This is a genomic window from Sphingobium sp. 3R8, assembly GCF_020166615.1.
GTDB lineage: Bacteria > Pseudomonadota > Alphaproteobacteria > Sphingomonadales > Sphingomonadaceae > Sphingobium > Sphingobium bisphenolicum.
In genome coordinates this window covers 98,834-123,511 of the sequence record NZ_JAIQXR010000001.1, presented here as the reverse complement: position 1 = coordinate 123,511, position 24,678 = coordinate 98,834, and the positions used below count along the sequence as shown (strand labels likewise).

At 63.7% G+C, this 24,678-nt stretch carries 20 protein-coding genes and 1 pseudogene; 7 read left to right on the top strand and 14 right to left on the bottom strand.

All coding sequences use genetic code 11. The features are described from left to right. Nucleotides 1–5: 5 nt before the first annotated feature. The 3 genes from K9B33_RS00590 to K9B33_RS00580 are packed head-to-tail and all read left to right on the top strand — an operon-like array spanning nucleotide 6 to nucleotide 2,760. Complete coding sequence (locus tag K9B33_RS00590) at nucleotides 6–1,208, top strand: acetyl-CoA C-acyltransferase (RefSeq protein ID WP_224545891.1); 1,203 nt, start codon at nucleotides 6–8, stop codon at nucleotides 1,206–1,208. A gap of 8 nt (nucleotides 1,209–1,216) precedes the next feature. Next, nucleotides 1,217–2,182, top strand: a complete 966-nt coding sequence (locus tag K9B33_RS00585) for an SDR family NAD(P)-dependent oxidoreductase (protein WP_224545890.1) — start codon at nucleotides 1,217–1,219, stop codon at nucleotides 2,180–2,182. Beyond that, complete coding sequence (locus tag K9B33_RS00580) at nucleotides 2,179–2,760, top strand: nuclear transport factor 2 family protein (RefSeq protein WP_224545888.1); 582 nt, start codon at nucleotides 2,179–2,181, stop codon at nucleotides 2,758–2,760. The genes K9B33_RS00585 and K9B33_RS00580 overlap by 4 nt, the downstream gene beginning before the upstream one ends. Here the strand turns inward: K9B33_RS00580 and K9B33_RS00575 are convergent. The 14 genes and pseudogenes from K9B33_RS00575 to K9B33_RS00510 all read right to left on the bottom strand — a co-directional run bounded on the left by K9B33_RS00575 (nucleotide 2,757) and on the right by K9B33_RS00510 (nucleotide 18,991). Then, nucleotides 2,757–3,851 carry a Zn-dependent alcohol dehydrogenase gene (locus tag K9B33_RS00575; RefSeq protein ID WP_224545886.1) on the bottom strand — a complete coding sequence of 365 codons (1,095 nt, stop codon included), beginning with the start codon at nucleotides 3,849–3,851 and terminating at the stop codon, nucleotides 2,757–2,759. The two genes, K9B33_RS00580 and K9B33_RS00575, sit on opposite strands and share 4 nt — an antisense overlap. A 33-nt stretch (nucleotides 3,852–3,884) precedes the next feature. Continuing rightward, on the bottom strand, nucleotides 3,885–5,300 hold the full coding sequence (locus K9B33_RS00570) for an MmgE/PrpD family protein (protein WP_224545885.1): 1,416 nt from the start codon (nucleotides 5,298–5,300) through the stop codon (nucleotides 3,885–3,887). Continuing rightward, nucleotides 5,297–5,803, bottom strand: coding sequence for a hypothetical protein (locus K9B33_RS00565; RefSeq protein ID WP_224545883.1), 507 nt, complete (start codon nucleotides 5,801–5,803; stop codon nucleotides 5,297–5,299). Before K9B33_RS00565 ends, K9B33_RS00570 begins: the two co-directional genes overlap by 4 nt. A 3-nt stretch (nucleotides 5,804–5,806) precedes the next feature. After that, nucleotides 5,807–6,979: a phosphotransferase family protein gene (locus K9B33_RS00560; protein ID WP_224545881.1), complete on the bottom strand. Its 1,173-nt coding sequence runs from the start codon at nucleotides 6,977–6,979 to the stop codon at nucleotides 5,807–5,809. A 14-nt stretch (nucleotides 6,980–6,993) separates the two neighbouring features. Then, nucleotides 6,994–7,923 carry a hypothetical protein gene (locus tag K9B33_RS00555; protein WP_224545880.1) on the bottom strand — a complete coding sequence of 310 codons (930 nt, stop codon included), beginning with the start codon at nucleotides 7,921–7,923 and terminating at the stop codon, nucleotides 6,994–6,996. Between the two features lie 42 nt (nucleotides 7,924–7,965). After that, nucleotides 7,966–8,478, bottom strand: coding sequence for a hypothetical protein (locus K9B33_RS00550; RefSeq protein ID WP_224545878.1), 513 nt, complete (start codon nucleotides 8,476–8,478; stop codon nucleotides 7,966–7,968). A gap of 3 nt (nucleotides 8,479–8,481) precedes the next feature. Next, nucleotides 8,482–9,663 carry a phosphotransferase family protein gene (locus K9B33_RS00545; RefSeq protein WP_224545876.1) on the bottom strand — a complete coding sequence of 394 codons (1,182 nt, stop codon included), beginning with the start codon at nucleotides 9,661–9,663 and terminating at the stop codon, nucleotides 8,482–8,484. Nucleotide 9,664: 1 nt separating this feature from the next. Continuing rightward, entirely contained in the window at nucleotides 9,665–10,591 is a 927-nt protein-coding gene (locus K9B33_RS00540) for a hypothetical protein (protein ID WP_224545874.1), read from the bottom strand. Nucleotides 10,592–10,643: 52 nt separating this feature from the next. Further along, on the bottom strand, nucleotides 10,644–12,152 hold the full coding sequence (locus K9B33_RS00535; RefSeq protein ID WP_224545872.1) for an aldehyde dehydrogenase family protein: 1,509 nt from the start codon (nucleotides 12,150–12,152) through the stop codon (nucleotides 10,644–10,646). A 69-nt stretch (nucleotides 12,153–12,221) separates the two neighbouring features. After that, nucleotides 12,222–13,523, bottom strand: a complete 1,302-nt coding sequence (locus K9B33_RS00530) for a cytochrome P450 (RefSeq protein WP_224545870.1) — start codon at nucleotides 13,521–13,523, stop codon at nucleotides 12,222–12,224. A gap of 888 nt (nucleotides 13,524–14,411) precedes the next feature. After that, nucleotides 14,412–14,597: pseudogene (locus K9B33_RS23215) on the bottom strand (MerR family transcriptional regulator); the annotation flags it as partial. Between the two features lie 109 nt (nucleotides 14,598–14,706). Beyond that, entirely contained in the window at nucleotides 14,707–15,750 is a 1,044-nt protein-coding gene (locus K9B33_RS00520) for an aromatic ring-hydroxylating dioxygenase subunit alpha (RefSeq protein ID WP_224545866.1), read from the bottom strand. Nucleotides 15,751–15,895: 145 nt separating this feature from the next. After that, nucleotides 15,896–16,675 (bottom strand): SDR family NAD(P)-dependent oxidoreductase, encoded by a 780-nt coding sequence (locus K9B33_RS00515; RefSeq protein WP_224545865.1) that lies wholly within the window; start codon nucleotides 16,673–16,675, stop codon nucleotides 15,896–15,898. A 63-nt stretch (nucleotides 16,676–16,738) separates the two neighbouring features. Next, entirely contained in the window at nucleotides 16,739–18,991 is a 2,253-nt protein-coding gene (locus K9B33_RS00510) for a TonB-dependent receptor (RefSeq protein WP_224545863.1), read from the bottom strand. Between the two features lie 220 nt (nucleotides 18,992–19,211). Here K9B33_RS00510 and K9B33_RS00505 point away from each other — a divergent pair, with 220 nt between their 5' ends. From K9B33_RS00505 to K9B33_RS00490, 4 genes are all read left to right on the top strand, one after another. Beyond that, complete coding sequence (locus K9B33_RS00505; protein ID WP_224545861.1) at nucleotides 19,212–20,525, top strand: Rieske 2Fe-2S domain-containing protein; 1,314 nt, start codon at nucleotides 19,212–19,214, stop codon at nucleotides 20,523–20,525. A gap of 147 nt (nucleotides 20,526–20,672) precedes the next feature. Next, a complete protein-coding gene (locus tag K9B33_RS00500; RefSeq protein WP_224545859.1) occupies nucleotides 20,673–21,605 on the top strand; it encodes a PDR/VanB family oxidoreductase in 933 nt (310 codons plus the stop codon). 82 nt (nucleotides 21,606–21,687) lie between these two features. Continuing rightward, nucleotides 21,688–23,043: an MFS transporter gene (locus tag K9B33_RS00495; RefSeq protein WP_224545857.1), complete on the top strand. Its 1,356-nt coding sequence runs from the start codon at nucleotides 21,688–21,690 to the stop codon at nucleotides 23,041–23,043. Next, a complete protein-coding gene (locus K9B33_RS00490; protein ID WP_224545855.1) occupies nucleotides 23,040–24,668 on the top strand; it encodes a GMC family oxidoreductase in 1,629 nt (542 codons plus the stop codon). The genes K9B33_RS00495 and K9B33_RS00490 overlap by 4 nt, the downstream gene beginning before the upstream one ends. Nucleotides 24,669–24,678 lie beyond the last annotated feature (10 nt).

Below are 24,678 nucleotides of genomic sequence, written 5' to 3'. Positions count from 1 at the left end.
TGTCCATGCGTGAAGCTGCCATTGTTTCCACCGCTCGCACCCCCGTCGCCAAGGCGACGCGCGGCGCCTTCAACGATACCGACGCCCCGGCGCTGGCGGGCCATGCCGTCAACGCCGCCATCGCCCGCGCGGGCATCGACCCCGCCCGGATCGACGACGTCATCTTCGGCGCGGGCTCGCAATGGGGCGATCAGGGCTTCAACATCGGCCGCACCACCGTGTTCGCCGCCGGCCTGCCCGATTCGATCCCCGGCGCGTCGGTCGACCGCAAATGCGCCGGCGGCCTCACCGCGCTCGCTTTCGCGGCGCGCGGCATCATCGCCGGCGACATGGACGTTGCCGTTGCGGGCGGCGTCGAATCGATCACCCACACGCGCGACTATGCCCCCACCCATCGCGCCCGCCCGGCGGCCGTGCTGGACCGCAAGCCCCACGCCTATATGGCGATGATCGAGACGGCGGAGATCGTCGCGGACCGGTACGGCATCAGCCGGGAGGCGCAGGACGAGATCGCCGCCATCAGCCACCAGCGCGCCGCCGCCGCCGTCGCGGCCGGCCGCTTCACGGACGAGATCGCGCCGATCACCGTCACCAAGAATATCGTCGAGAAGGACGGCAGCATGTCGGGCACCGAAACGCTGATGCTGTCGGTGGACGAAGGCATCCGCGCCGACACCACGGCGGAGGGTCTTGCCCGGCTGAAGCCGGTCTGGCGCGACGGCCAGATCGTGAAGGAAGGCAAGTTCGTGACCGCCGGCAATGCCAGCCAGCTATCGGACGGCGCCTCCGCCCAGATAGTGATGGACCATGCGACGGCGAAGGCGGAGGGGCGCGAGATACTGGGCCTCTATCGCGGCTTCCAGTCGGCTGGCTGTCCCCCGGAAGAGATGGGCATTGGTCCGATCTTCGCCATTCCCAAGTTGCTGGATCGCGCCGGCCTGAAGGTCGAGGATATCGGCCTGTGGGAAATCAACGAGGCTTTCGCCAGCCAATATCTCTATTGCCGCGATTTTCTGGGCATCGATCCGGAAAAGATCAACGTCAATGGCGGCGGCATCGCGCTCGGCCATCCCTTCGGCATGACCGGCAGCCGCATCGCCGGCCATGCACTGATCGAGGCGCGTCGGCGAGGCGTGCGCTGGGCGGTGGTCTCCATGTGCGTGGCGGGCGGCATGGGGTCGGCCGGCCTGTTCGAAATTCCGGGCTGAGGCGGCACATGAACCAGATGCGCTTCGACCACGATGTCGTCATCATCACCGGTGCCGGTCGGGGCCTCGGTCGCGAACATGCGCTCGCCTTCGCGGCGCGGGGCGCAGCGGTCGTGGTCAACGACATCGGCGTCGAACCCGATGGCCTAGGTGGATCGACCCAGGTCGCCCAATCGGTGGTGGATGAGATTGTCGCCATCGGTGGCCGGGCCGTAGCCGACAGTCACAGCGTCACTACCGCGGAGGGCGCCGCCGCCGTCGTGCGGACCGCGCTCGATGCCTTCGGCTCGGTCAGCATACTCGTCAACAATGCCGGCATAATCGACTTCGCGACGCTGGAGCATATTAGCGACGACGGCTGGCGACGAATGATCGCCGTGACGCTGGACGGCACCTTCCAAATGTCGAAGGCGGTCTGGCCCCATTTCGTCGCGCAGCGCCATGGCCGCATCGTCAACACCACATCCAACGCCGGCTTCGCGGGCAATGAGCAACTCGTCCATTACGGCGCCGCGAAGCTCGGCGTAGCGGGCTTCACCAAGGCGCTGGCGAACGAGGTCGGCGACAGCGGCATCACCATCAACGCCATCGCCCCGATGGCAGTCACCCGCATGAATCGCGACGCCTTTTTCGGCGGCGCGGACGCAGGCGGCGACGATTGGCAGGCGGACATTCGCGCGGGCAAAGTACCGATGGGACCGCCCGCCATCGTCTCGCCGGCGGTGCTATGGCTCGCCCATCGCTCGACTACACTCAACGGTGACATCTTCAGCGTCTCGTCGGGCAAGGTCGCACGCGTCGGCTTCGTCGTAGGCGAAGGCTATTTCAATCCCGACCATGGCCCGGAAGATCTGCGCGACAATGTGGATACCCTCCGCTCGCTCGACGGGGCGCTCGACCCGCGCAGCACGCTGGACGAACTCCTTCTTATCCCGAAACTGTTCGGCGTTCCCGCCGCGAACGCTGCATCATGAGTGAACCATCGAACGATTCGTTCGTTATGCCCGGCTGGGCGCATCATGCCGGTATGCTCGCGCTGGGCGAGGCGCGTGCGCCTGAAGGACCGAACGGCGTGACGGATAGGCAAGTGATCTGCGAGCGCATCGCACGCTACTGCTGGGCCTATGACGAGCGCCGCGCCGATGCGTTGGCCGACTGCTTCACGCAGGACGCAATATGGGAAGGCGATGTGTTGGGGCGCATTCCGATCGGCCCCTTTGTCGGCCGCGATCAAGTCGTGCGCTGGCTGACCGAATTCTGGCCGCACCAGCACGACCAGCGTCGCCACATGATCCTCAACACCATCGTGGAACGACAGACCTCCGATCAGGCGACGACGCTCAGCTATCTGCTGCTGATGTCGTCGGATGGCCGGGCGGCGAAGCTGGAAACGACCGGCTTCTACCGCACCGACTATCGGGCGGAAGATGGCGCATGGCGCATCGAACGGCTGACCGCCGGCTTCGATGCGCCTTTCTGGCCCGGCGATATCGACCGGATGAGCGAACGGGGCCGCGCCCGCCATGGCGTTGCCCCGCGTGAAGGTCTCTAGAAGGAGGTGATGACGCTGCGTGCGATCGCCCCGCCCTTCAATTCCTTGTAGGCGTCGTTGATATCGGACAGGCTGATCTCGCGCGAAATCAGGTCGTCCAGATTGAGTTTACCCTCCAGGTACAGCCGGGCGTACATCGGGATGTCGTGCTTGATATTGGACGACCCCATATAGACGCCCCGCAGGTCGACCTGGTTGGTCAGCAGGTCGATCGTGACGTTGACGTCGATCGTATTGGCCGGCGAATGCACCCCGATCAGATAGGCGCCGCCGCCCTTGCGGACCATCTTGATCGCCTGTTCCGACGTCGCCTTGATGCCCACCACCTCGAATGCATGGTCGACGCCGCCCTCGATCAACGCTTGCACCGCTGCCACGCTGTCGCCTGCGGATGCGTCGATGAAGTCGGTAGCACCAAATTTGCGCGCCAGCTCTTCTTTCTTCGGCTGCATATCGATCGCGACGATCCGGGCCGCGCCCGCCAGTTGCGCCCCGGAAATCACATTCAGCCCGACCCCGCCGATGCCGATCACCGCGACCGTATCGCCCGGCCGGACCGACGCCGTGTTGATGGCCGCGCCAGCGCCGGTGATCGTCCCGCAACCCAGCAGCGATGCCTGGGCGAAGGGCAATTCCTTGGGCACCTTGGCAAGCTGGTTTTCATGCACCAGCGCGCGCTCGGCAAAAGCGCCCGTGCCGAAGACCTGCGCGACCCCCTCGCCATTGCGGGTCAGGCGATGCGCATGGTCAGGATCGTCGCGCAGCGTCTCTTCCGGATGAGTGCATTGATAGGTCCGCCCACCAATGCAGGCGCGGCAATGACCACAAAACTGGATCAGCGATCCCACCACATGATCGCCGACCACGAACTCGCGCACTTCCGGGCCGATCGCCAGGACGACGCCCGCCAGCTCATGTCCCAGAACAGCCGGCAAGGGTACGCCGAAATCCTGCTCGGCAAAATGCAGGTCGGAATGACACAGTCCCGACGCCTTCACCTCTACCAGCACCTCGCGGCCGCGCGGCGCATCGATGTCGATCTCCTCGATCTGGAATGTGCCGTCGAGGCTGTTGAGAATGGCGGCCTTCATGATGTTCTCCAATGTTGCGGAAAGGTCGGAATGTCAGGCGGTCATCAAGGTCAGGACGTCGCGCATATCCTCCACCTCTTCCATGGCGCGGCAGAGCGCGACCAACTTGTCGAGCTTCGCCTGCGGCAGCGCGACGGCGGCAAAGGGCGCGCACCGACCCAGCTTGTCGGCCAGATCGTCCCAGTCCATGGGATTGCGGCTATGGCCCTTCACATAAGGGGTGACATGGGTGAAGCGCCGTCCATCCGTCAGCGTGATCGTGACGGGAAAGCCCTCGAACTGGTCGGCATGGGCGGGATCGGCCATGATGTGGACGCGTTGCATCAGTGCGCGCCGCTCCTCGTCCATGATCCGGTCGACATGCAGGTCCTGCAGGAAAAAGCCGCCGCTGATCGCCGCCGTCGCGATCGTATAGGGCGCGCTGAACATGGCTTCTGGGACGCTGCGCGGGTTCCATTTCGCCGCAGCCGGCTCGAATGTCATGCGCGCGCTGTTGCTGCCCACGCAGTCGATCCGGTCGATGTCGCGCCAGTCCAGCCTCTGGCCCTGTATGATGGCGACTGTGCTGGCAATGAAGCTGTGGGTGAATTTGCACGCTGAATAGGGCTTCATCGACAGCCCTTCCGCCAGTTGCCAGCGGGTGCCCAGATCGTCGGTCAGCAATTCGGGCCGCACATCGTCCCAGGCGACATGGCGCAATATGCCGCTCGGCACGCCCTGGAATATACCGCGCGGCGCCGTCACCCCGCGCCGCGTCAACAGCGCCGCCTTGACCGCCGTATCGCCGGCAAAGCTGTGCTGCACGCGCGCCATCTGCGTGCCTTCCGAATATTTATTATATTCCGACATGCCATGGACCGTATAGGCCATGCCCATCGCATTCCATGTCTCGTCGGCGTTCAGGCCCAGGATGCGCGCGACCGATGCGGCCGCGCAGAGCGGCCCGTTCCACTCGCCCGGCATACCCCAGGTCGTATGATAGCGCACCAGATTGAGCGCCGCGCTGGCGCGCACGCCCACTTCTGCCCCGGTGACATAGGCAGTCAGGAAATCCCGGCCGCTGACCGGCCCTGCGGCGATCCCCAGCACGGACAGCATGGCCGGCACATTCCATTCGGTGACATGACCGCCCGTCTCATGCACGTCGCCCATGTCGATGGCGCGGGCCATCACCCCGTTCGCGAACGCGGCCATGGGCGCTGGCACCTTGTGCCCGTGGACCAGCACGGTCGCCTGCGGCGCCCCGCCCCATTCCGCGACCTGCGCGGCGATGGCGGGGCTGACCTCCCAGCCTGACCCCGCGATCGTCACCGCCAGCGTGTCCAGGATCGCTCGCTTGGCGAGATCGATCACGCCAGCGGGCAAGTCCTCGTAGCGTGTGTCCGCGACCATCCGCGCCAGCGCGCCGGCGGGATCATGCTCGGGCAGGACGGGGTTCTCGTGCTTCATTCCGCCATCATCGCCGCGATGCTCGGCAGTTCCCGTCGATCGGGGTCCAGGCCAGTGGCGGCGAACCATGTCCGTTCGCGCAACGCCTGCTTCTCGCCATAGCCCAGCACCGCCTCCCAGACGGCGGGCGCCAGCACCACCTTGCCATCCTCGCCCAGGATGATGCGGTCGATCAGGCCGCCCAGCGCGACGATGGCATGTTCCACGGCCGCCAGATCCTGCCCGTCCACCGCCTTCGCCGACGCGATCGCCTGCGTCAGTTCCTCGGCATAGCTGCTATCGACGGAAGGCTCCATCTCCTCCGCCAACGCGATCATGGCTTGAAAGGAACCGGCCTCGAATGCCGCCGCCCATCGCCATTGCTGCGCGATCATCTGCAAATGACCGATGCACAGATTGACCTGGTCCTTGGCGAGCCGCTCGCGCCCGGCCAGCGCCGGCAGGACCACCTGTTCCAGCGCCTTGATGACGTTCGCGATGCGCAGATCGATACTCGGCAGCATGGGTCAGCCCTTCCGGATCAGTTGGACGATATGGCTCAGGAAGACGGCCCCGGCAGAGCCCAGCCAGGTCAACACGACCTCCTGATGGTTGTTGCTGGCGATCGCGGCGCGCATGGCCTGCCCCAGATCCATGACCGCGCATTTATAGGCGTTCAGCACTTCATAATAATGCAGCCTGACCGGGTCGATCCGATTCCCCGAAGCGGCCTGATATTGCGCAATGAAGTCGTCGCGGGGCAAAAGTCCGCTGACCAGGAAAACGCCATCGTCGCCCCAGGCCCCGAACAGTTTCTGCATGGTCCAGGCGATATCCTCGTGGAAATCGCCGATATGCGCGAGTTCCCAGTCGAGGACGGCCGTGAACGTCCCGCTCGGTTCCTCGAACATGAAATTGCCCATGCGCAGGTCGCCATGCACCAGCATCGGCCGGTCGCACAGCGGGGCGTTCTCGCGCAGCCATCGCTCCGCAAGGGCCACGACCGGCACCGGCTCCACCAGGCAATCCCACCAGACCTGCGACCACCAGTTGACCTGCCAGATCGCCGCCTGATTGCTGTCGGCGCGTGGCGCATCGAAAAAGCGCAGATGCGCGCGCGACCAGTCGAAGCGATGGGTGGTGGCAAGCGCGTCGATATATTGCGGCGCCAGCCGGTCGATCAGGCTGCCCAGCCGTCCCCCCATACCGGAAACGCCGCCACTCCCGCCCTCGCTCGGCTGCGTCACGCCGCGCACGAAACCCAGGATGACCGCAGGCTGTCCCAGCAGGTCGCCATCGGCATCGAACCACCGTACCGGCGCGACCGGCATGTGGTTTCCCATGATCGACTGGATTTCCCCTTCCCGGCCGCGACAGGTCTGGGCGATCGCCTCCAGCGGGTCCATCCGCAGCACCAGCCGTTCGCCCTGCGGGGTTTCGCGATGGGTCAGCGTGAAGGCGAACTGTTCCTTCGATGCGCCGCCCGACATGCGCTCGACGTCGGTGATCGCAATCCCCTCCAGGCCCTTCGCCGCGAAGAAGCCCGTGAGCATCGCCGTCACCTCGGCGTCGGACTTTGGCCGGTAGGGACCGGTATCGCGCAAGCGGACCGTCCGTTCCAGAATATGGCGGATGCGCGGCTCCATCTCGGACCGGTCCCAGACGTCCACGTCCCCGCTGCGGGCAGGCGTCACCTGCATGGCGATATCCTCCATCACCAGGCGAAGCGCCGGACATAGGGCTTGGCGAATTTAAGATAGTCGCGATTCCAGCAGAATTCGCACCAGCCGGTGCCCTGTTCGCCGTCGATCGTGGCCGTCACCACGGCTTCGTTCAGCAGGACGATCGGGTCCAGGTCGAGCTGATATGTCGCGAAAGCCCGGCAATCGACGAAGACCGACCGCCCGTCGCTGTCAGTGACAGTGACGCGGAAGCGCTCCTGCATCATGTCTTCGTCATAATCGATGTCATAGTCGATGCTCTGGACATGCTGCATGAGGCCGTCCTTGAAGAGATAGCCGCGCGTTTCGACCTTGCCGAACGACATCATCTCGAAGAAATGCACCGACACGCTCGGGGTGGTCGCGTGGAACCATTTATAATGCTGGTTGAGGCCCCAGACGCGCGGCCCCCAGCTATGATCGCGGATCATGAAGTCGTTGAGCGCGAAATCCTTGCCGTCGATACGCAGATTGCCCTTGATCCTGCCATGCTGCTCGGTGCGGTCGTCGCCATAATAGGGCGGATTACCCTTGGGGTGCATGCTGAAGGCATAGGGCGGATGGATCGCGCTCCATTGTCCTTCGAACTGGATGCGATCGCCGACCCAGCCCAGATCGATCGTCTTGAACGGCTCGCGCACGGCCATCAGCAGGGGGCCGAAGCGCCAGTCGTCAAAGTCCATGTCCTCCGACACCATCTGCTCGACCTCCTCTTCGATCGGCGCACTCAGGCCGGGTCCGAAGAGGTGGAGGCGTCCCTTGGCATGGCCGTTGGCGCGCACGGTAGGATAATAGAAGCCGGCAATGCCATATTGCGGCAGGACGAACTGATGGGTCGCCGATTCCCGGCCGTCTTCCGCCAGTTTGTGGCGATAGGCATTTTGCACGGGATAGTCGGCGAACGGCTCGGCGGTCTCAGGCATCTTCGACGTCTCCTTCTATTTTCTGTTCTTCGGCTGGGGTCGTCAGTCGGCTTCAGCCAGCATCGTCTCCAGGTCAGGCAGGTCATGCTGGTCGGGATCGAGCCGGTTGGCCTTGAACCAGCTTCGCTCCCGCCGGGCATGACGCAGCGCATAGTCGAGCAGTGCCTCGATCGAATCCGGCGGCAGCGGCGCATGATCCTTTCCGCCAAGGATGACCGCATCGACGGCGTGGCCAAGGTCGATATTGGCCCGCTCGATCGCGGTCACGCTGACGCGATCGCACGCCTGCGCCATGGCCAGCGCGGCTTTCAGATCGTCCGCCAGCAAGGCCGGCGCATCGGGCAGCAGATGCCGGGCCAGTGCCTGCAAATCGTCGAGCGCCACCTGCTCGTAACGGAGCGCGGACTTCCACTGTTCGCCCATCATGCGCAAATGGCCGGCCACCAGCATGGCCTGATCGCGGGCCAGGCGCTGGTCGCGCGGCAGCGCGGGCAGGACCACCTGCTCCAGCGCCTTGATCATATTCGCGATGCGCAGGTCGATATTGGGCAGCATGGGTCAGGCCTCCCGAATGAGCATGACGAGTTGTTCCAGGAACACGGCGCCGGCGGAGCCAAGCCAAGTCAGGATGATATCCTGGTGATTATTGCTCTGCGTCGCGGCGCGCATCGCCTGGCCCAGGTCGATCACCGCGCATTTATAGGCGTTGAGTACCTCATAATAGCGCAGTTTCACCGGATCGATGCGGTTGCCGGACGCGGCTTCATAGGCGCACAGGAACTCGTCCCGCGCGATCAGCCCGCACACCAAGAAGGTGCCGTCGTCCGTCCAGGTGCCAAAAAGGCGCTGGATGGCCCAGGCGATATCCTCGTGGAAATCGCCGATATGCGCCAGTTCCCAGTCCAGTACAGCGGTGAACTTGCCGCTTGGTTCCTCGAACATGAAATTGCCCAGCCGCAGATCGCTGTGGCACATGACGGGCGCGTCGCAGACCGGCGCATGTTCGCGCAGCCAGCGTTCGGCATAGGTCACCATCGCGACCGGCTGGACGACGCCGTCCCACCAGACCTGCGACCACCAGTTGACCTGCCAGATCGCGGCCTGTCGCGTCCCCGCTTCGGGCGCCGCATAATAGGACAGGTCGGCGGAGCGCCAGTCGAACCGATGCACCTGCGCCAGCGCGTCGATAAATTGGGGGGCCAGTTTGTCCGCCCAATCGTCATAGCGCGTGCCAATGCCCGACACGCCATGTCCCGTGCCTTCGCTCGGCTCGGTCACGCCGTTCACGAAGCCCAGGATGATCGCCGGCTGGCCCATTATCTCGCCGTCCGCATCGATGCTGCGGACCGATGCGACCGGCAATATGTCGGCAAAGGCGACATGCACCTGCGCCTCGCGGCCACGACAGGTCTGCGAAATCGCCTCCAGCGGGTCCATGCGCAGCACCAGCCGCTCCCCCGCCGCGTCCTCCCTGTGCCGCAAGGTGAAGGCGAACTGCTCCTTCGAAGCGCCGCCCGCCATGCGCGATACATCGGAAATGCCGATGGCTTCCAGCCCTTCGGTCCTGGCGAAATAATCCTCCAGCATGGCGATGACCTCGCCATCGGTCTTCGCTGCATAGGGGCCTTTCGCCCGGTCCCGCACGGTCCTGTCGAGTATCTCCCGGATGCGCGGCTCCATGTCGTCGCGGTTCCAGATATCGATCCTGTCGATCGACGGCGCGTCGATGATCTCGCTCATGTCAATTGCCATTGCCTTCCCAGGGAAAGCGGAAGCCGCCTTCGCCCATGCCGTAGCCAACCGTCCCGTCGCTCAGCCGATATTCCATCATCTGTTCGACCATCACGAAACTGTCGAAGGGAAATTGCCAGCGGAACAACGGCTTGGCGGTGAACTCCCACAGCCGTTTATCCTCGTCCCACACCTTCCAGTGGACATGTTTGAAGCCCATCTCGTCGGGCTCGTATTCGATCACTTCCTCGACCCGGCCGATATGATGCCAGCGCTGCCCGTCGTGCAGAATCTTCTGATAACCCTCGCCCTGCTCGGTGATGGCGTGGACCGCAACGCAGGACATGCCATTGTCGAAGATCGGCCATGCCAGCCGGTAATGCTGCACTCCCGCCCAATTGCGCGGGCCGCAGCTGACGTCGCGAAAGCCCGCATCCTTGATCGTGATGGTCTGCCCGGTGCGCAGGCGCACCGTGCCCGTGACGTCGCACACGCCTTCCAGATGGATATAGGCCAGTTCGCGTGCGATCGCATCGTCCTCGTTCCCCGGAACGATACTGTCGCCCATCGGGAAGCGCTGATCCCAGCTCAGGTCGACGCCGAAATCCTCGGTGTCGATCGTGATCCGGCAGGTTTGCAACGGCTTTATCGCCTCAAGGCGCACGCCCGCCACGGTCACCCCACCATCTGGACGGTCCCTGGTGTAGGGAAGATTCATGTTGATGCGGGTGAACAGCGGCTTTCCGTCCATGAAGAAAATTGCGAAGCCATTGGTTTCGCCCATATTCTCCATGAACCCGAAGCGGATGAAGCCACCCAGTTTCGCCTGCCGGTCGTAGAAGTTAAAATAGTAGCTCTGGTTCCATTTGTAGATGGCCGGATTGGGAATATGACGCTCACAATTTTCGGTCATGTAAACGTTGGTGAGTGCCGTCATGCTCATCCTTTCCATTGCCATCCTCCCGCCGCGATTTTTGTTTTGATTGGCCTCAATCGTCCAGCAGCGCCGTCACCGTCTTGGTTTCGGTATAATGAAGCACGCCCTCCTCACCGACCTCGCGACCCCAGCCGGATTCCTTGACGCCGCCAAAGGGCGCGGACGGATCATTCATGCCATGGGTGTTGATCCACACCGTCCCGGCCTGCAGCTTGCGCGCGGTCAGGTGGGCGCGCGACAGATCGCGGGTCCAGATATTGGCGGCCAGGCCATAGCGGGTGTCATTGGCTTGGCGGACGACATCGTCCACATCGTCAAACGGGGTCGCCACCAGCACCGGGCCGAAAATCTCCTCCCGCACGATGCTGGCGTCAGCGTCGGGATTGGCGAAGATCGTCGGCTCGACGAAATAGCCGTCCCGATCGCCCGTCCCGCCGCCGGTGACGAGGTCCGCGCCACTCGCCTTGCCCTGCGCGATATAGTCCAGTACCCGGCCCTGCTGCACCTTCGACACCAGCGGCCCCAGCATTGTGTCGGGATCGCGGCCATGGCCCAGCTTGAAGGTCTTGGCGACCTGTGCGACACCATCCACCACCTTGTCGAACACCGATCGCTCGACATAGAGGCGTGAGGCCGCGAGGCAGACCTGCCCCGAATTGAAGAAGATGGCGAGCGCAGCGCCGATGCTGGCCTTCTCGATATCCGCATCGGCGAAGATCAGCGAGGGCGACTTGCCGCCCAGTTCCAGCGTGACGCGCTTCAGATCCTTCGCCGCCGTCTGGACGATCTGCTTGCCGACGCGGGTCGATCCGGTGAAGGCGATCTTGTCGATGCCGGGATGCTCGACCAGCGCCTGCCCCGCCTCATGGCCATAGCCGGTGACGATGTTGAGCACGCCTTCGGGCAGCCCGGCCTCCAGCGCCAGTTCGGCCAGGCGCAGCGCAGTCAGCGGCGTCACTTCGGAGGGTTTCAGCACGATGGTGCAACCCGCCGCCAGCGCCGAGGCGATCTTCCACGCCGCCATGGCGAGCGGATAGTTCCACGGCACGATCTGGCCGACGACGCCGATCGGCTCACGCACCGAATAGCTGTGATATTGGCGGCCATCGCCCGAAATCGGATTCACCTGGCCGTAGATTTTCGAACACCAGCCCGCCATATAGCGGAAGATGTCGACGGCTGCCGGCACATCCACCGCCAGCGCATGATGCACCGCCTTGCCATTGTCATAGCTTTCCAGCAGCGCCAGTTCCTGCGCATGATCCTCGATCTTGCGGGCGATCGCCTCGATGATCTTGCCGCGATCGAGCGGCCGCATCCGCGCCCAGGCGGCGGACTCGAACGCAGTGCGCGCCTTTGTCACGGCCCGGTCCACATCCGCAGCGCTACCCGCCGGAACGCTTGCGAACACCTGTCCCGTCGCCGGGTCTTCCACGTCGATGGTGCGACCATCCCCGGCCGCGTCCCATGATCCGCCGATCAGCATCTTCTGCTGCGGCAGGCGGACTTCATGCCCCTTCTCGCCGTGCAGTCCGGCGGCGATCGTTGAGGGTGCATTCATGGGCCATGTCTCCAGTTGATAAGAAGGAGCCGCGCCCGCCTTGCAGGGCGCGGCCCAGGGGGAGAGGGTTCAGCTTTTCTTGAAGCGGATCGGCAGCGCCTTGTAGCCGCCGACGAAATTGGTCTCGACCAGCCGCGGATCGCCCGCCAGTTCGACCGATTCCAGATGCGGCAACAATTCCTCGAACAATATGCGCATCTCCAGCTTGGCGAGATGCTGGCCCAGGCACATATGCGGGCCGAAACCGAAGGCGATGTGCGGATTGGGCGAACGCGTGATGTCGAACCGGTCGGCATCGGCGAACACCGCCTCGTCGCGATTGCCCGATGGGTAGCAGATCATCAGCCGGTCCATCGCGCGGATGTCCATGCCGCGCACCTGCGTATCGGCGGTGGCGTTGCGCATGAAATGCTTGACCGGGCTGGTCCAGCGGATCGCCTCGTCCACCAGGCCGGGGATCAGCGACGGGTCCGCCTTCACCTTCGCCCAATTCTCCGGATAGACCATCATCCCGTGCAGCCCGCCTGCGGTGGACGACGATGTCGTGTCATGCCCGGCGGTGGCGATCGCGACATAATAGCCGTTCGCCTCGTCGCGCGGGATCGGCGCGCCGTTGATCCGCGAGTTGGCGATCAGCGACAGCAGGTCGTCGGTGGGCTGCTCGCGCCGCGCCGCGCTCAGCTTGTCGAAATAGACGTAGAAATCTTCGATCGAGGCCGCCCATTGCTTCGCCGCCACCACCGGATCGGCCGCCATTTCGGGCCGCTGTTCCTCGGGATCATGCACGCCGAAAAATTCCTGCGTCAGCTTGAGCATCCGCGGCTCGTCCTCTGGCGGCACGCCGAACAGGGTCATGATGACGCGCAGCGGATAATGGAGCGCGAAGTCGCGGACGAAATCGCATTCTCCGTCGAAGCTCAGCAGATTGTCGACCGACTGGCGCGCCAGCACGCGGATCTGTTCCTCCAGCTTGCTGATCTTGCCCGGCATGAACCAGTTGGAAGTCAGCGTGCGGTAAGACGCATGTTCGGGCGGGTCCATATAGGTGAGGGACGACAATATGCGCAGCGACCCGCCATTGATCTCCCGCGTAAAAGCGTCGGACGCCTGATCGACCAGGATCGGGTTGTGATCGGCATTGTGGAACAGCTTGCCGTTGCGCTCCACTTCCTTGATGTCGGCATGTTTGGTGACGACCCAGATCGGATCATAGCCCGGAACCTGCGCGATCCCCAGCGGCATATGCTCCCGCAGCCACCGGAACGCACCATAGATGGTGGCGTCGTCCGTATAGCTTTTCGGTGCGATCACGACGCGGGCGATGTCATCGGGAATGATCGGACGCACATCGGCATCCAGCGAAGTCGCCATGGAACTACCCTCTCCTGCTACGCCGCCCTAAAGGATCTCTGCGTATTGCGTATGCCATTTACGTAACTATGGATGGAGAGAGTCGTCAATCACAAAAATCGTTCGGACTATTTGGCAATCCTGAAATAAAAAGCATTTTATTATAGTATTTTATCACTGAGAATGGCATCGCCATGTCCCAAAAACTGAATGCTCGTCCACAGATTGAATGAGCCGAAGGGCCTGAAAATGGACGGCGACAAGCAACCTGCCCATCAGCGACCAAGCCATCGCCGGGGAACTAACGATTAACGATACGCAATCCATCGAGGGGCAAAACCGCCCCCGCGGCTGACGTCAATGCTGAGCGGCGGACGGTTTGACCGTCTCGTCGGGACGCTCCGTTTCCCTGCCAGCACGGATTGCGTCGACATGGCGGAAGAAGGCGCGCTGACGCATCAGGCCGAAGAAATCGAGCATCAGCGGCAACGCATGTTCCACCATGGTCGCGGCCTGTCCGACATCGATATGGCCCTCGACCCGTTCCATGAAGGTGACGGCTTCCCAACGGCCGACAAAATCGGCAGCTTCGGTATAGAAGCCGAGGATGTCTGGCGTATAGTCCAGCCGCTGGTCGAACCCGGCCTTGCGCATGTCGCCCCAGATACGGACCAACTGCGCACAGGTAATGCTCAGCGCCTTGCCCTGCTCCGTTTCGATGACGTCAAGAATGCCGATCTTCGCCAGCGTCCGGGCGTCTTCCACCGCATGGGGATAGCGTTCCAGCAGCGAGGCGATGGTGACAGGCGGCCCGTCCACGCCCACGCGATGCGCGACCAGTTGCTCGAGTTGATCGAAGGCGCTGGCCTCGACCCGCCCCTCGGTCCCCTCGCCACCGATGATCGCCTTGATCTGCGCCAGCGTCAGCCGGTTTTCGCGCTGCAACCGCCGCACCGCCAGGATCGCCTGCACATGTTCCTCACCATAGTCGGCGACGGTTTTGCGGGGGCGAGCCGGCTCTGGAATCAATCCTTCGCGCAGATAGACGCGGATCGTCTCGCGATGGACTCCGGTCCGCTCTTCCAGTTCGCGCATCTTCATGAAGACGCTACAGCATGGCGGATCGAACGGAGCAAGCCGCTATGTGCAGGCCATACGCAATGGAAACGCCCTCCATTCGTTGCGAACGGAGGGCATAAGACCGTCAGGCCGCGACCTTCGCGCCTTCCTCCGCTTCCTGCATCGCGCTCAGCAGGCGGCGCGCCTGGTTGACCGCGCCGTCGCTGGCGATGCCGACAAAGGGCCGCTCCGGTTCGTCATCGATGCGCGCCTGCTGCGCCTGCAGCGTTTCCTCATCCTCGGTGATAGTATCGAAAAACTGGTCGAACAGCACGTCCGGAACGCCGCTTTCCTTGGGCGCGGTGGTGCAGATGGTCCAGAGATAATGGCTGGTCGTTTCCGTCTCCGGCGTGATGAAATGATTGTTCGCCAGCATGAAGCCATTGTCGCGCTTGCCCTCATAGGCGCCGGTATCCACCTCGCAGCCACCGGCATTGACACGGCAGGTCATGCCGATGCCCGGCTCGAACCGCACCTCCTGCCAGCGATCGACCCGGCCCTTGAAGCCGCCAGCATCGATATAGGATTTGGGCGGCACCGAATTGGGCATTTTGCGCAACAGCGTCACCTTGCGGCCGTCAAACTCGACCTTGGTGTCGGCATTATAATGCTGCTCCGGGTTCCCGCCGATCGTGCGCGCATGGATATAGGGCACATGGGTCAGGTCCATGATATTGTCGATAATGAGCTGCCAGTTGGCCTTCACCGGAAAATTATAGGGGCGCCAGGTCCAGGCCGGATCATTATGTTCGGGGCTATCGACGATGATCGAAGGATCGGCCAGCGCCGGTTCGCCCATCCATATCCAGATCAGATGATCCTTCTCCACCACGGGATAATGGCGGACATTGGCGGACGCGGGGATGCGCGCCTGGTTGGGGATACGGGTACAGGCGCCTTTCCCGTTGAACTCGACGCCATGATAGCAGCAACGGATGACGTCGCCGTCGACATGGCCGGCGGACAACGGCATGGCGCGATGGCTGCACCGGTCCTCCAGCGCGGCGATTTCCCCGCTTTCGGTGCGGAACAGCACGACCGCCTTGTTCAGATATTTGCGCCCCAGCGTCTTGCCCGGTTCGATATCGGCGGCGAAGGCGGCCACATACCATGCGTTGTAGATGAACATGCTGCTCTCCATTGTCCGGCCGGGCGGTGCATCGCTCCGGCGCTACCCTATTGTTGGGCATGATTATGGATGCCCGGTACCGAACCGCCAATCGCAATCCCATAAAGCCATAAGAAAAGCGGGAAATGAATATGGCAAAGCGGGATCACCGCAAATACAGCCCCCCGTTCATGTCCAGCGTCGCGCCGACGAAGAACCCGCCCCGGTCCGACGCCAGCAGCGCCGTCGCGGCCGCGATCTCGCCCACTGCCATGAAGCGGCCGACCGGCACTTCGCCCTCGACCCGCGCGATCTGTTCGGCCGACAGGCGCGCCTTGGCGGTGTCGATCGGTCCCGGCGCGATGGCGTTCACGGTCACGCCGGTCCCGGCCAGATAGCGCGCGAAATATTTGGTCAGCATGATCGCCCCGGCCTTCGACGCGGCATAATGGGGGGAGGCGACCGTCCCGCCATTCTGCCCGGCGAGCGAAGTGATGTTGACGATCCGGCCATAGCCATTTTCGCGCATATGTTCGGAGAATATCTGGCAGCTCAGGAACACGCTGCGCATGTTGATCTGGACGATCGCGTCAAATTCTTCGGGTGATATATCCTGCGTCGGCGTGCGCTTGGCGAAGCCCGCATTGTTCACCACAATATCGACCTTGCCCCAAAGGGCCGCCATCTTGTCCCGCGCGGCCAGGAAATGATCCTTTTCCCGCACGTCCAGCGTCAGGGCGATCGCCGTTTCGCCCGACGGATCCAGCGAAGCCGCCACCGCCTGCGCGACATCGATATCGACGTCGCTCACCGCCACGCGCCCGCCACCGGCATGGATTTCGCGCGCCACCGCCTCTCCCACGCCCCGGCCGCCGCCGGTCACCAAGGCGGCGCGCCCTGCGAAGGAAAAGCTGCCATTGGCGGGAAGGGTGAATTGATCGGTCATAGGTCCGTCCTGAAACTGGCAAAAGAAAAAGCGGGGAAGGCATCGCCCTCCCCGCCCATATCATTAGTGACGGAACGACAGCGTCAGGCCGTAGGTCCGCGGCGTGTTGGTGAAAATCTTCCAATAGGTCGTGCCGTTGCCGGGCACCGCGAGGAAGGCGGTGATGTCGTCCGCATTGACGATCTGATAGTTGTTGGTGAGGTTCTTGCCCCACAAGCCGATCTGGAACCGCCCGTCCGCCGTCTCGTAATTGAGCCGTGCATTGAGCGTCCGCCCGCGGGTATCCTCGTGCAGATTGTCGTAGAGGCGCAGCGTGTTCGCATCATCGGTCGAGATGCGGGTGGAGAAATTGAAGTCCGCCTGCGGCGTCAGCGTCGCGCCATTGCCCAGGCGCCCGGTATAGGCCGCACCCACGGTGAAGCTGTCGCGCGGCGCGAACTTGGCCGGGTTGCCCGAATAATCGAGGTTCACCAGCGGATCACGCAGCGACGTATATTTGCCGACCAGATGCGTGTAGTTGGCGGTCAGGCGCAGATCCTCGACCGGACGGATCACGGATTCGACCTCCAGCCCCTTCATCTTGAGCGTGCCGTTATAGGTATGCGCGATACCGCCCGCGCCGGAGAAATTCTGGAGATTCTTGGTCGTTTGCCGGAACAGCGCGACGTTCAGGTCCAGCTTGTTGTCGAACAGCCGCGACTTGGCGCCGATCTCGTAATTCTCGGCCTTTTCCGGTTCCAGCGGGATGGTCGGGTTGCGATAGGCATTGTCGACGAAGCCGCCCGACTTGAAGCCCTTGGCATAGGTCGCATACATGTTGACCTTGTCCATCGGCTCGAACTTCAGCGTGAAGCGCGGGGTGAAGGCGTCCCAGGTCTTGCCGCCCGACGCGAACACCTCGCCGGGGAAGCCGAAGCCCGGGATCGCGCCGGCGTCGGTGGTGGAGAAGGCGTGATAGTCGATCTTCTTGCGGTCCGACGTGTAGCGGCCGCCGGCCACGACCGCCAGCTTGTCGGTGATCTCGAAGGTCGCTTCGCCGAACACGGCCAGGCTGCGGACATTGCCTTCCTGGACGCGGGTGATGTTGGTCACGTCCGGATTGCGCCGGACGCCGGCATTGACCGCCGAACCCGGCAGCGGGCTGTAGAAGAAGATGTTGGTGGTCGAAACATCGGCCGACAGGAAATAGGCCCCGACCACATAGGAGAAGCGGCCCGGCGCCGAGGCGAAGCGGACTTCCTGCGTGAAGCTGCGGTTTTTCACCACCTGGCGGCGGTCGAACACGGGAACTTCGGTGCCAACCGGCACGTCGTCGTTGATCGCGCGGCTGTCATTCATGCGATAGCCGGTGATCGACGTCAGCGTGCCGCCCAGCAGGTCGAGGTCGCCGCGCAAATAGCCGCCGCGCAGACGCTGGCGATAGGGCGAGGACACGAAGTCGTTATTCGTCCACTTGTCGTCGCTGAAATCGCCGAACGTATCGGGAATGACTTGATTGCCGCCGATGCCGAGCTGGATCGCGCCGCCATTGCCCTTGGTATAGCTATAATCGCCCGACAGGACGATCTTGAGCGTGTCCGTCGGCTGGAACAGCAATTTACCACGGGCCGAATAGCTGTCCGACTTGCCATAGCTGCCCGACTGGTTCGGCGTGTCGATCAGTCCGTCATTATGTTCGGTGCTGAACGCGAAGCGGCCGGCGATCTTGTCGTCGACCAGCGTGCCGTTGACCATGCCTTCGGTGCGCACATAGCCGCCATTGCCGCCGGTGATCTGGGCGTAATAATCATCCTTGAAGTCGGGATTCTTAGTGATAACGGCGATCGCACCGCCCACAACATTGCGTCCGAACAAGGTGCCCTGCGGCCCGCGCAGCACTTCGACGCGATCGGTGTCGTAGAAGTTCGCGTTCAGATCGTTGTTGAACACATAATAGACGTCGTCCATGAAATAGGCGACCGGCGTATCCAGCGTGGCGGTACGGAAGGTCGACACATTGCCGCGGATCGCGACGATCGACAGCGACTTGTCGGCCGTATTGACGGTGATGCCGGGCATCTGCTGTGTCAGGGCCGCCGGGCTGTAGACCTGCGCCTCGCGCAGCAGTTCGCCGCCAAAGGCTGCAATCGAAAAGGGCACTTCACGCACCGTCGATTCGCGACGCTCGGCAGTGACGACGATATCTTCCGGGAACAGAGCATCTTGTTGTGCGGCCTGTTGCGGGGCTGGCTGATCGGCCTGCGCAAAGGCGGGGGCAGCCGCCATCACGGCGATGATCGCGCCCAGCGCGGAGGATGTTTTAAAGCTGAAAATCATTACCCGGACTCTCCCTTAACGACACGGCTTGACGCCGCCTGGGGAGCGTGAAGCAGCAAAAAGGAAATGGGTGCAATAGTATCGTCCCGATTATTGAATGGTCCGACCACATTCCGATTGGGGCAGGCGGCTGCGACCCTCTAGTCAGGGATCAGGGAATGGCACTGGCTTCGATTCAAGCCGCGCCGATAACGAAAAGCAAGGAAGAGGCTGAAAACTCATGCAGTCCACTGATAGCGCCGACATGACCAGGGTTGGACCGGGCACGGTCATGGGCACGATGATGCGCCAATATTGGCTGCCCGCCGTCCTGTCCTCCGAGGTGAAGGCCGATGGCGACCCGGTGCGCCTGATGATTCTGTGCGAAAAGCTGATCGCCTTCCGCGACAGCAGCGGCCGGGTCGGCATCATGGACCACCGCTGCCCCCATCGCTGCGCGTCGCTGTTTATCGGCCGCAACGAGGAAAACGGCATACGCTGCGTCTATCATGGCTGGAAGTTCGACGTCGACGGCAAGTGCGTCGACATGCCGTCGGTCCCCGCGCGCATGGACTTCAAGGAAAAGGTCCATGCCAAGGCGTACAAGACCCACGAGGCGAACGGCCTGATCTGGGTCTATATGGGCGAGAACCAGTCCGCCCCGCCGCCGCTGCCCGAAATCGAGGCGACGATGCACCCGGACGCCGAAATCTGGTGCCTGCAACGCGACTGCAACTGGCTCCAGGCGCTGGAAGGCGACATCGACACCAGCCATGTCGGCTTCCTGCATGTCGGTTCGATCGAGGCGGACGATCTGGATGAAGACCATCCTATGCGCCCGACCGTCCTCAACCGCGCGCCCGACTATGAAGTCGCGCAGGCCGACTGGGGTGTCATGTATGGCGGCTATCGCCCGAACGACGACGGCCAGATGAGCTGGCGCGTCGCCCATTATATGTTCCCCTTCTGGACACAGACGCCGAACAATCGTTTCGCGACCCGCGCCATCGCCCGCGCCTGGGTGCCGATGGACGACGAGCATTCGATGCTGTTCGACATCACCTGCGGCGTCGATGCGGGCAACCCCGCTTATACCTCGACGCTCAAGGACGGCACGCCGCTGTTCGCGCCGCTCGAATATGCGCCTAACACGACCGACTGGTACGGCCGCTGGCGCTCGCCCGACAGCGAGAAGAACGACTGGGCGATCGACCGCGAAACCCAGCGCAACGGCACCCAGTTCACCGGCATCGCCAATATCACGATGCAGGATCAGGCGGTGACCGAAAGCATGGGGCCGATCACCGACCACAGCTTTGAAAATCTGGCGCCGACCGACCAGATGATCGCCCGCGTTCGCCGCCGCGTGCTGCTTGCCGCCCGCGCGCTCGCCAACAAGGGCACGCTGCCGCCGGGCATCGAAGATCCCAGCATCTTCTACCGGGCGCGCGCAGGCTCCTTCCTGCACGATCCCAGCGACACGCTCGCCAATGCCTATGAATCGGCGCTGGCCAAGGCGGTGCGCTGGCCCGACAAGGTCGAAGCGGCTGAGTGACATGACGACAAGGACCGGGGCGATCCATGCCCCGGCTCCCCGGACAAGGACTATACAGGTGACGAAACGCATTGCGGTTTGTCCGGTTCGCCGATCCATGGCGCCCCGGCCCTGCCATGAGACGCATCGCACCGGACGGAGAGGGTGATGCGCGCAAGACTGAAGAATATCCGCTGGGAAGCCGAGGGCATCAACAGCTACATCCTCGAACCCGTCGATGGCGGGCTGATGCCCGCGTTCGATCCGGGCGCCCATGTCGATGTGCAGTTGTCGCCCGGCCTGGCGCGCAGCTATTCGCTGGTGAACGACCCCGCGATCCGCGGCTATTATGAGATCGCCGTCCATCATGCGATCGACGGCCGGGGCGGATCGCGCCACATCCATGAAAAATGGCAGGTCGGCCAGATCCTCGACATCTCCGAACCGAAAAACAACTTCCCGATGGTGGAAGATGCCAGCCACACCGTCATGATCGGCGGCGGGATCGGTATCACGCCGATGCTGCCGATGATCGCGCGGCTGGAGAAGCTCGGCAAAAGCTGGGAACTCCATTATGTAGCCGCATCGCCTGAGCGCGCCGCCTATGTCGATCGCCTGTCCGATCACGACCGGGTAGAAATCGCCTATGACGGCATCCCCGGCGGTCGTCGCCTGGACTTGAAGGCCATCTGCGCCGCCGCGCCCGCCGATGCGCATCTCTATTGCTGCGGTCCGGGCGGGATGCTCGACGCCTTCGTCGCGATCAATGCCGACCGGCCCAAAGGCCACGCCCATATCGAATATTTCTCGGCCGAAACCGAAATGGCGACCGAGGGTGGCTACACGCTGGAACTCGCCAGGAGCGGCAAGACCATCGCGGTCGAGGAAGGCGAAACGATGCTCGACGCGCTGCTGAGCGCCGGGGTCAATGTCGGCTTCGCCTGCTCGGAAGGGATTTGCGGCACGTGCGAGGTCAAGGTGCTGGACGGCATCCCCGACCATCGCGACCATTTCCTCAGCGATGATGACAAGGCCGCCAACAAGTCGATCATGGTCTGCTGCTCGGGATCGAAAACGGCAAACCTCGTCCTCGACATCTGATTGCGATATTCCGGTTTCTCAATGTTACACCGGCAAATGAATGAAGCGGTCGCAAACGGCCCAAAGGCTCAAGGAGACGATCTTGGCGGTCGCCACGATAGAAGGCAGCAGCACTAGAGGCATGTTGGACGACATACCCATGTCGTCCTACCAGATCTGGTCGGTGCTGATGATCGCCGCGACCGTCGTCCTCGACGGCCTCGACAACCAGATGCTCGGCCTCGCCGCACCGTCGCTGCTCAGGGAATGGGGCATCGGGCGCGAAGCGCTCGGCTCCGTCTTCGCGCTCGGCTTCGTCGGCATGGCCATCGGCACGCTGACGTCGGGCTGGGTCGGCGATCGTTTCGGCCGCCGCGGCGCACTCATCATCGGCGTCGCCATATTCGGCATCGCAACGCTGGCCACCGGCTTCACCGACGCGCTGTGGCAGGTCGCCGCCTTGAAGACGCTGGCGGGCGTCGGCCTGGGCGGCGTCCCAGGCACCGCCAGCGCCATGATCGCGGAGTTCACCCCGGTCCGCTGGCGCAGCGTCGCCGTCACCTTCGGCGTCGTCTGCGTTTCGATCGGCGGCATATTGGGCGGCGTGGCGGCAGCCCTGATCTTGCCGGGCCTCGGATGGCGCTGGCTCTTCTATATTGGCGGGGTCGTGACAATGATCTTCGTCACCTGGCTGTGGTTCATCCTGCCGGAATCCCCGCGCTATCTCGCCGAACGGCCAGACCGCGCCGCCGAACTCGACCGCATCCTGCGCCGCATCGGCCATCCCGATCCCGCCGCGGCCGCCCATGTCCCGCTCGCCCCGGGGGAGGCGCCCCGCTACGAACCGATGCGCAACCTGTTCGGCGCCGCATTGCTGCGCGACACGCTGGCGCTGGCGGTCGCGATGTTCTCGGGCATGTTCATGATCTACCTCATGTTCAACTGGGCGCCCACGATGCTGAACAGCGCGGGCTTCGGCCTCCAGACCGCGAGCCTGGGCCTCACCAGCTTCAACATGGGCGGCACCATAGGCGCGATGATCGCCAGCCTCGCCATCATCCGCTTCGGATCGCGCCCGGTGCTGATCCTGATGGCGATCGTCGGCGCGGCCGTCTGCGCCACGCTCGCCCTCCTTCCCATCAGCGGCGGCCGCAACGAAGCGGCCGTCCTCGCCTGCCTCGGCGCGCTCGGCCTGTTCGCCAGCGCCGCCCAGTCCGCCATGTTCGCGGTCGGCGCCCACGCCTTCCCCACTGGCCTGCGCGCCCGCGGCCTCGGCCTCATGGGCGCGGCCGGCCGTGTCGGTGCGATCGTCAGCGCGGTGGCCGGTGCCCTCCTCATCGACTGGGGCAATCTCGGCTTCTTCGGCGCGCTCGCCGCCCTGATGCTGGTCAACGCCCTGGGTTTCATCGCCGTGCGGGGCCATGTGCCCGCGCTCGGCCGCAAGGACGCGCATATATGAGCGACAGTTTCGACTATATCGTGATCGGCTCCGGCTCGGCCGGCAGCCTGATGGCCAACCGCCTGTCCGCCGACCCGGCCAACCGCGTCGTCCTGATCGAGGCCGGACCGTCCGACAGGAAATGGCCCGTCAACCTCAAGACCGCCATGCCCGTCGGCAACATCTTCCTGCTGCCGCACGAAAAATATAACTGGAAACAGTCGCTCTCCGGCAACGCGGCCGTCAACAACCGCCAAATCAATTTTCCCCGCGGCAAGCTGTTCGGCGGCTGCAGCGCCATCAATGGCGGCGTCTATATTCGCGGGCAGAAGGCGGATTACGAAGCCTGGGCGGCGGAGGGCAACACAGGCTGGTCCTATGACGACGTCCTTCCCGCCTTCAAGGCGGTCGAAAATTATGCCGGCCCCGACAAGCCCTGGCATGGCAAGGGCGGCGAACTGGACGTGCAGAAGCCCAAAAGCTGGAACCCGGTCAGCGCCGCCATCGTGGACGCCGCCACGCAGGCGGGCCATCACCGCAATGACGATTTCGCGGGCGATCGGCAGGACGGCTTTGGCCGCTACGACCTCAACCAGCGCAACGGCACCCGCCTGTCGAGCGCCCGCGCCTTCCTCCATCCCGCAATCAAGCGCCCGAACCTCACCATCCTCGACGAAACCCTGGTTCGCCGCATCCTGTTCGATCGCGGCCGCGCAATCGGGCTGGAGATCGAGAAGGACGGCGCGCGCCACACGATCGGCGCGAAGCGGGAGATCATCCTGTGCGCCGGCGCGACCAATTCGCCGCAACTGCTGATGCTGTCGGGCATCGGTCCGCAGGCCCATCTGCGCGAGATGGGGATCAATGTCGTCCATCACCTCCCCGGCGTCGGCCAGCATTTGCAGGATCATCCGACCGTCCATGTCGCGATGGAAAACCCTACGGCCGAATCCTACGCCGTCTCGGCCAGGGTGCTGCCCCGCATCCTGTTCAGCCCGATCAAATATCTGTTGAAGCGCGAAGGGATGCTGGCCTCCAACGTCGCGGAAGCCGGCGGCTTCCTCTGCACCGACGGCAGCGGCCGCCCCGATATCCAGATCACCTTCCTTGCGGGTCTGAAGCTCGACGCCCGCTCGGTTCCCCGCCCCCACGGCTATATGGGCCTGATCCAGTTGCTGCGCCCCAAAAGCGCCGGCTCGGTGCGCCTGGCGAGCAACCGGCCGGAGGACAAGCCGGTGATCGATCCCAATTTCTTCGCCGATCCCTATGACATGAAGACGCTGATCGCCGGTTTCCGCGAAGCCCGCCGCATCTTCGCCCAGCCCGCGCTGGCTGCCATGACCGGCGCGGAGATCGAACCGGGCATCCAGCACCAGAGCGACGCGGAGATCGACGCCGCCCTGCGCAAGATCGTCAACACCGCCTATCACCCGACCGGCACCTGCAAAATGGGACCGGACAGCGACCCGATGGCGGTCGTGGACGCCCGCCTGCGCGTGCGCGGCGTATCCGGCCTGCGCGTCGTCGACGCGTCTGTCATGCCGGCGATCATCAGCGGCAACACCTCCGCCCCCACCATGATGATCGCGCAGCGCGCCGCCCGCTTCATCCTGGAAGATGCCATTACCTCGAATATCGCCGCCTGATCGCGGCCCG

Coding starts and splice junctions, on each gene's coding strand:
- K9B33_RS00560 (WP_224545881.1), bottom strand. CDS start 6,979: ATGCAGGTGACGCCTGCCCGCAGCGGGGACGTGGACGTCTGGGACCGG.
- K9B33_RS00510 (WP_224545863.1), bottom strand. CDS start 18,991: ATGATTTTCAGCTTTAAAACATCCTCCGCGCTGGGCGCGATCATCGCC.
- K9B33_RS00530 (WP_224545870.1), bottom strand. CDS start 13,523: ATGGCGACTTCGCTGGATGCCGATGTGCGTCCGATCATTCCCGATGAC.
- K9B33_RS00580 (WP_224545888.1), top strand. CDS start 2,179: ATGAGTGAACCATCGAACGATTCGTTCGTTATGCCCGGCTGGGCGCAT.
- K9B33_RS00520 (WP_224545866.1), bottom strand. CDS start 15,750: ATGTTCATCTACAACGCATGGTATGTGGCCGCCTTCGCCGCCGATATC.
- K9B33_RS00540 (WP_224545874.1), bottom strand. CDS start 10,591: ATGACGGCACTCACCAACGTTTACATGACCGAAAATTGTGAGCGTCAT.
- K9B33_RS00490 (WP_224545855.1), top strand. CDS start 23,040: ATGAGCGACAGTTTCGACTATATCGTGATCGGCTCCGGCTCGGCCGGC.
- K9B33_RS00565 (WP_224545883.1), bottom strand. CDS start 5,803: ATGCTGCCGAGTATCGATCTGCGCATCGCGAACGTCATCAAGGCGCTG.
- K9B33_RS00500 (WP_224545859.1), top strand. CDS start 20,673: ATGCGCGCAAGACTGAAGAATATCCGCTGGGAAGCCGAGGGCATCAAC.
- K9B33_RS00585 (WP_224545890.1), top strand. CDS start 1,217: ATGAACCAGATGCGCTTCGACCACGATGTCGTCATCATCACCGGTGCC.
- K9B33_RS00515 (WP_224545865.1), bottom strand. CDS start 16,675: ATGACCGATCAATTCACCCTTCCCGCCAATGGCAGCTTTTCCTTCGCA.
- K9B33_RS00590 (WP_224545891.1), top strand. CDS start 6: ATGCGTGAAGCTGCCATTGTTTCCACCGCTCGCACCCCCGTCGCCAAG.
- K9B33_RS00575 (WP_224545886.1), bottom strand. CDS start 3,851: ATGAAGGCCGCCATTCTCAACAGCCTCGACGGCACATTCCAGATCGAG.
- K9B33_RS00505 (WP_224545861.1), top strand. CDS start 19,212: ATGCAGTCCACTGATAGCGCCGACATGACCAGGGTTGGACCGGGCACG.
- K9B33_RS00555 (WP_224545880.1), bottom strand. CDS start 7,923: ATGCCTGAGACCGCCGAGCCGTTCGCCGACTATCCCGTGCAAAATGCC.
- K9B33_RS00570 (WP_224545885.1), bottom strand. CDS start 5,300: ATGAAGCACGAGAACCCCGTCCTGCCCGAGCATGATCCCGCCGGCGCG.
- K9B33_RS00535 (WP_224545872.1), bottom strand. CDS start 12,152: ATGAATGCACCCTCAACGATCGCCGCCGGACTGCACGGCGAGAAGGGG.
- K9B33_RS00545 (WP_224545876.1), bottom strand. CDS start 9,663: ATGAGCGAGATCATCGACGCGCCGTCGATCGACAGGATCGATATCTGG.
- K9B33_RS00550 (WP_224545878.1), bottom strand. CDS start 8,478: ATGCTGCCCAATATCGACCTGCGCATCGCGAATATGATCAAGGCGCTG.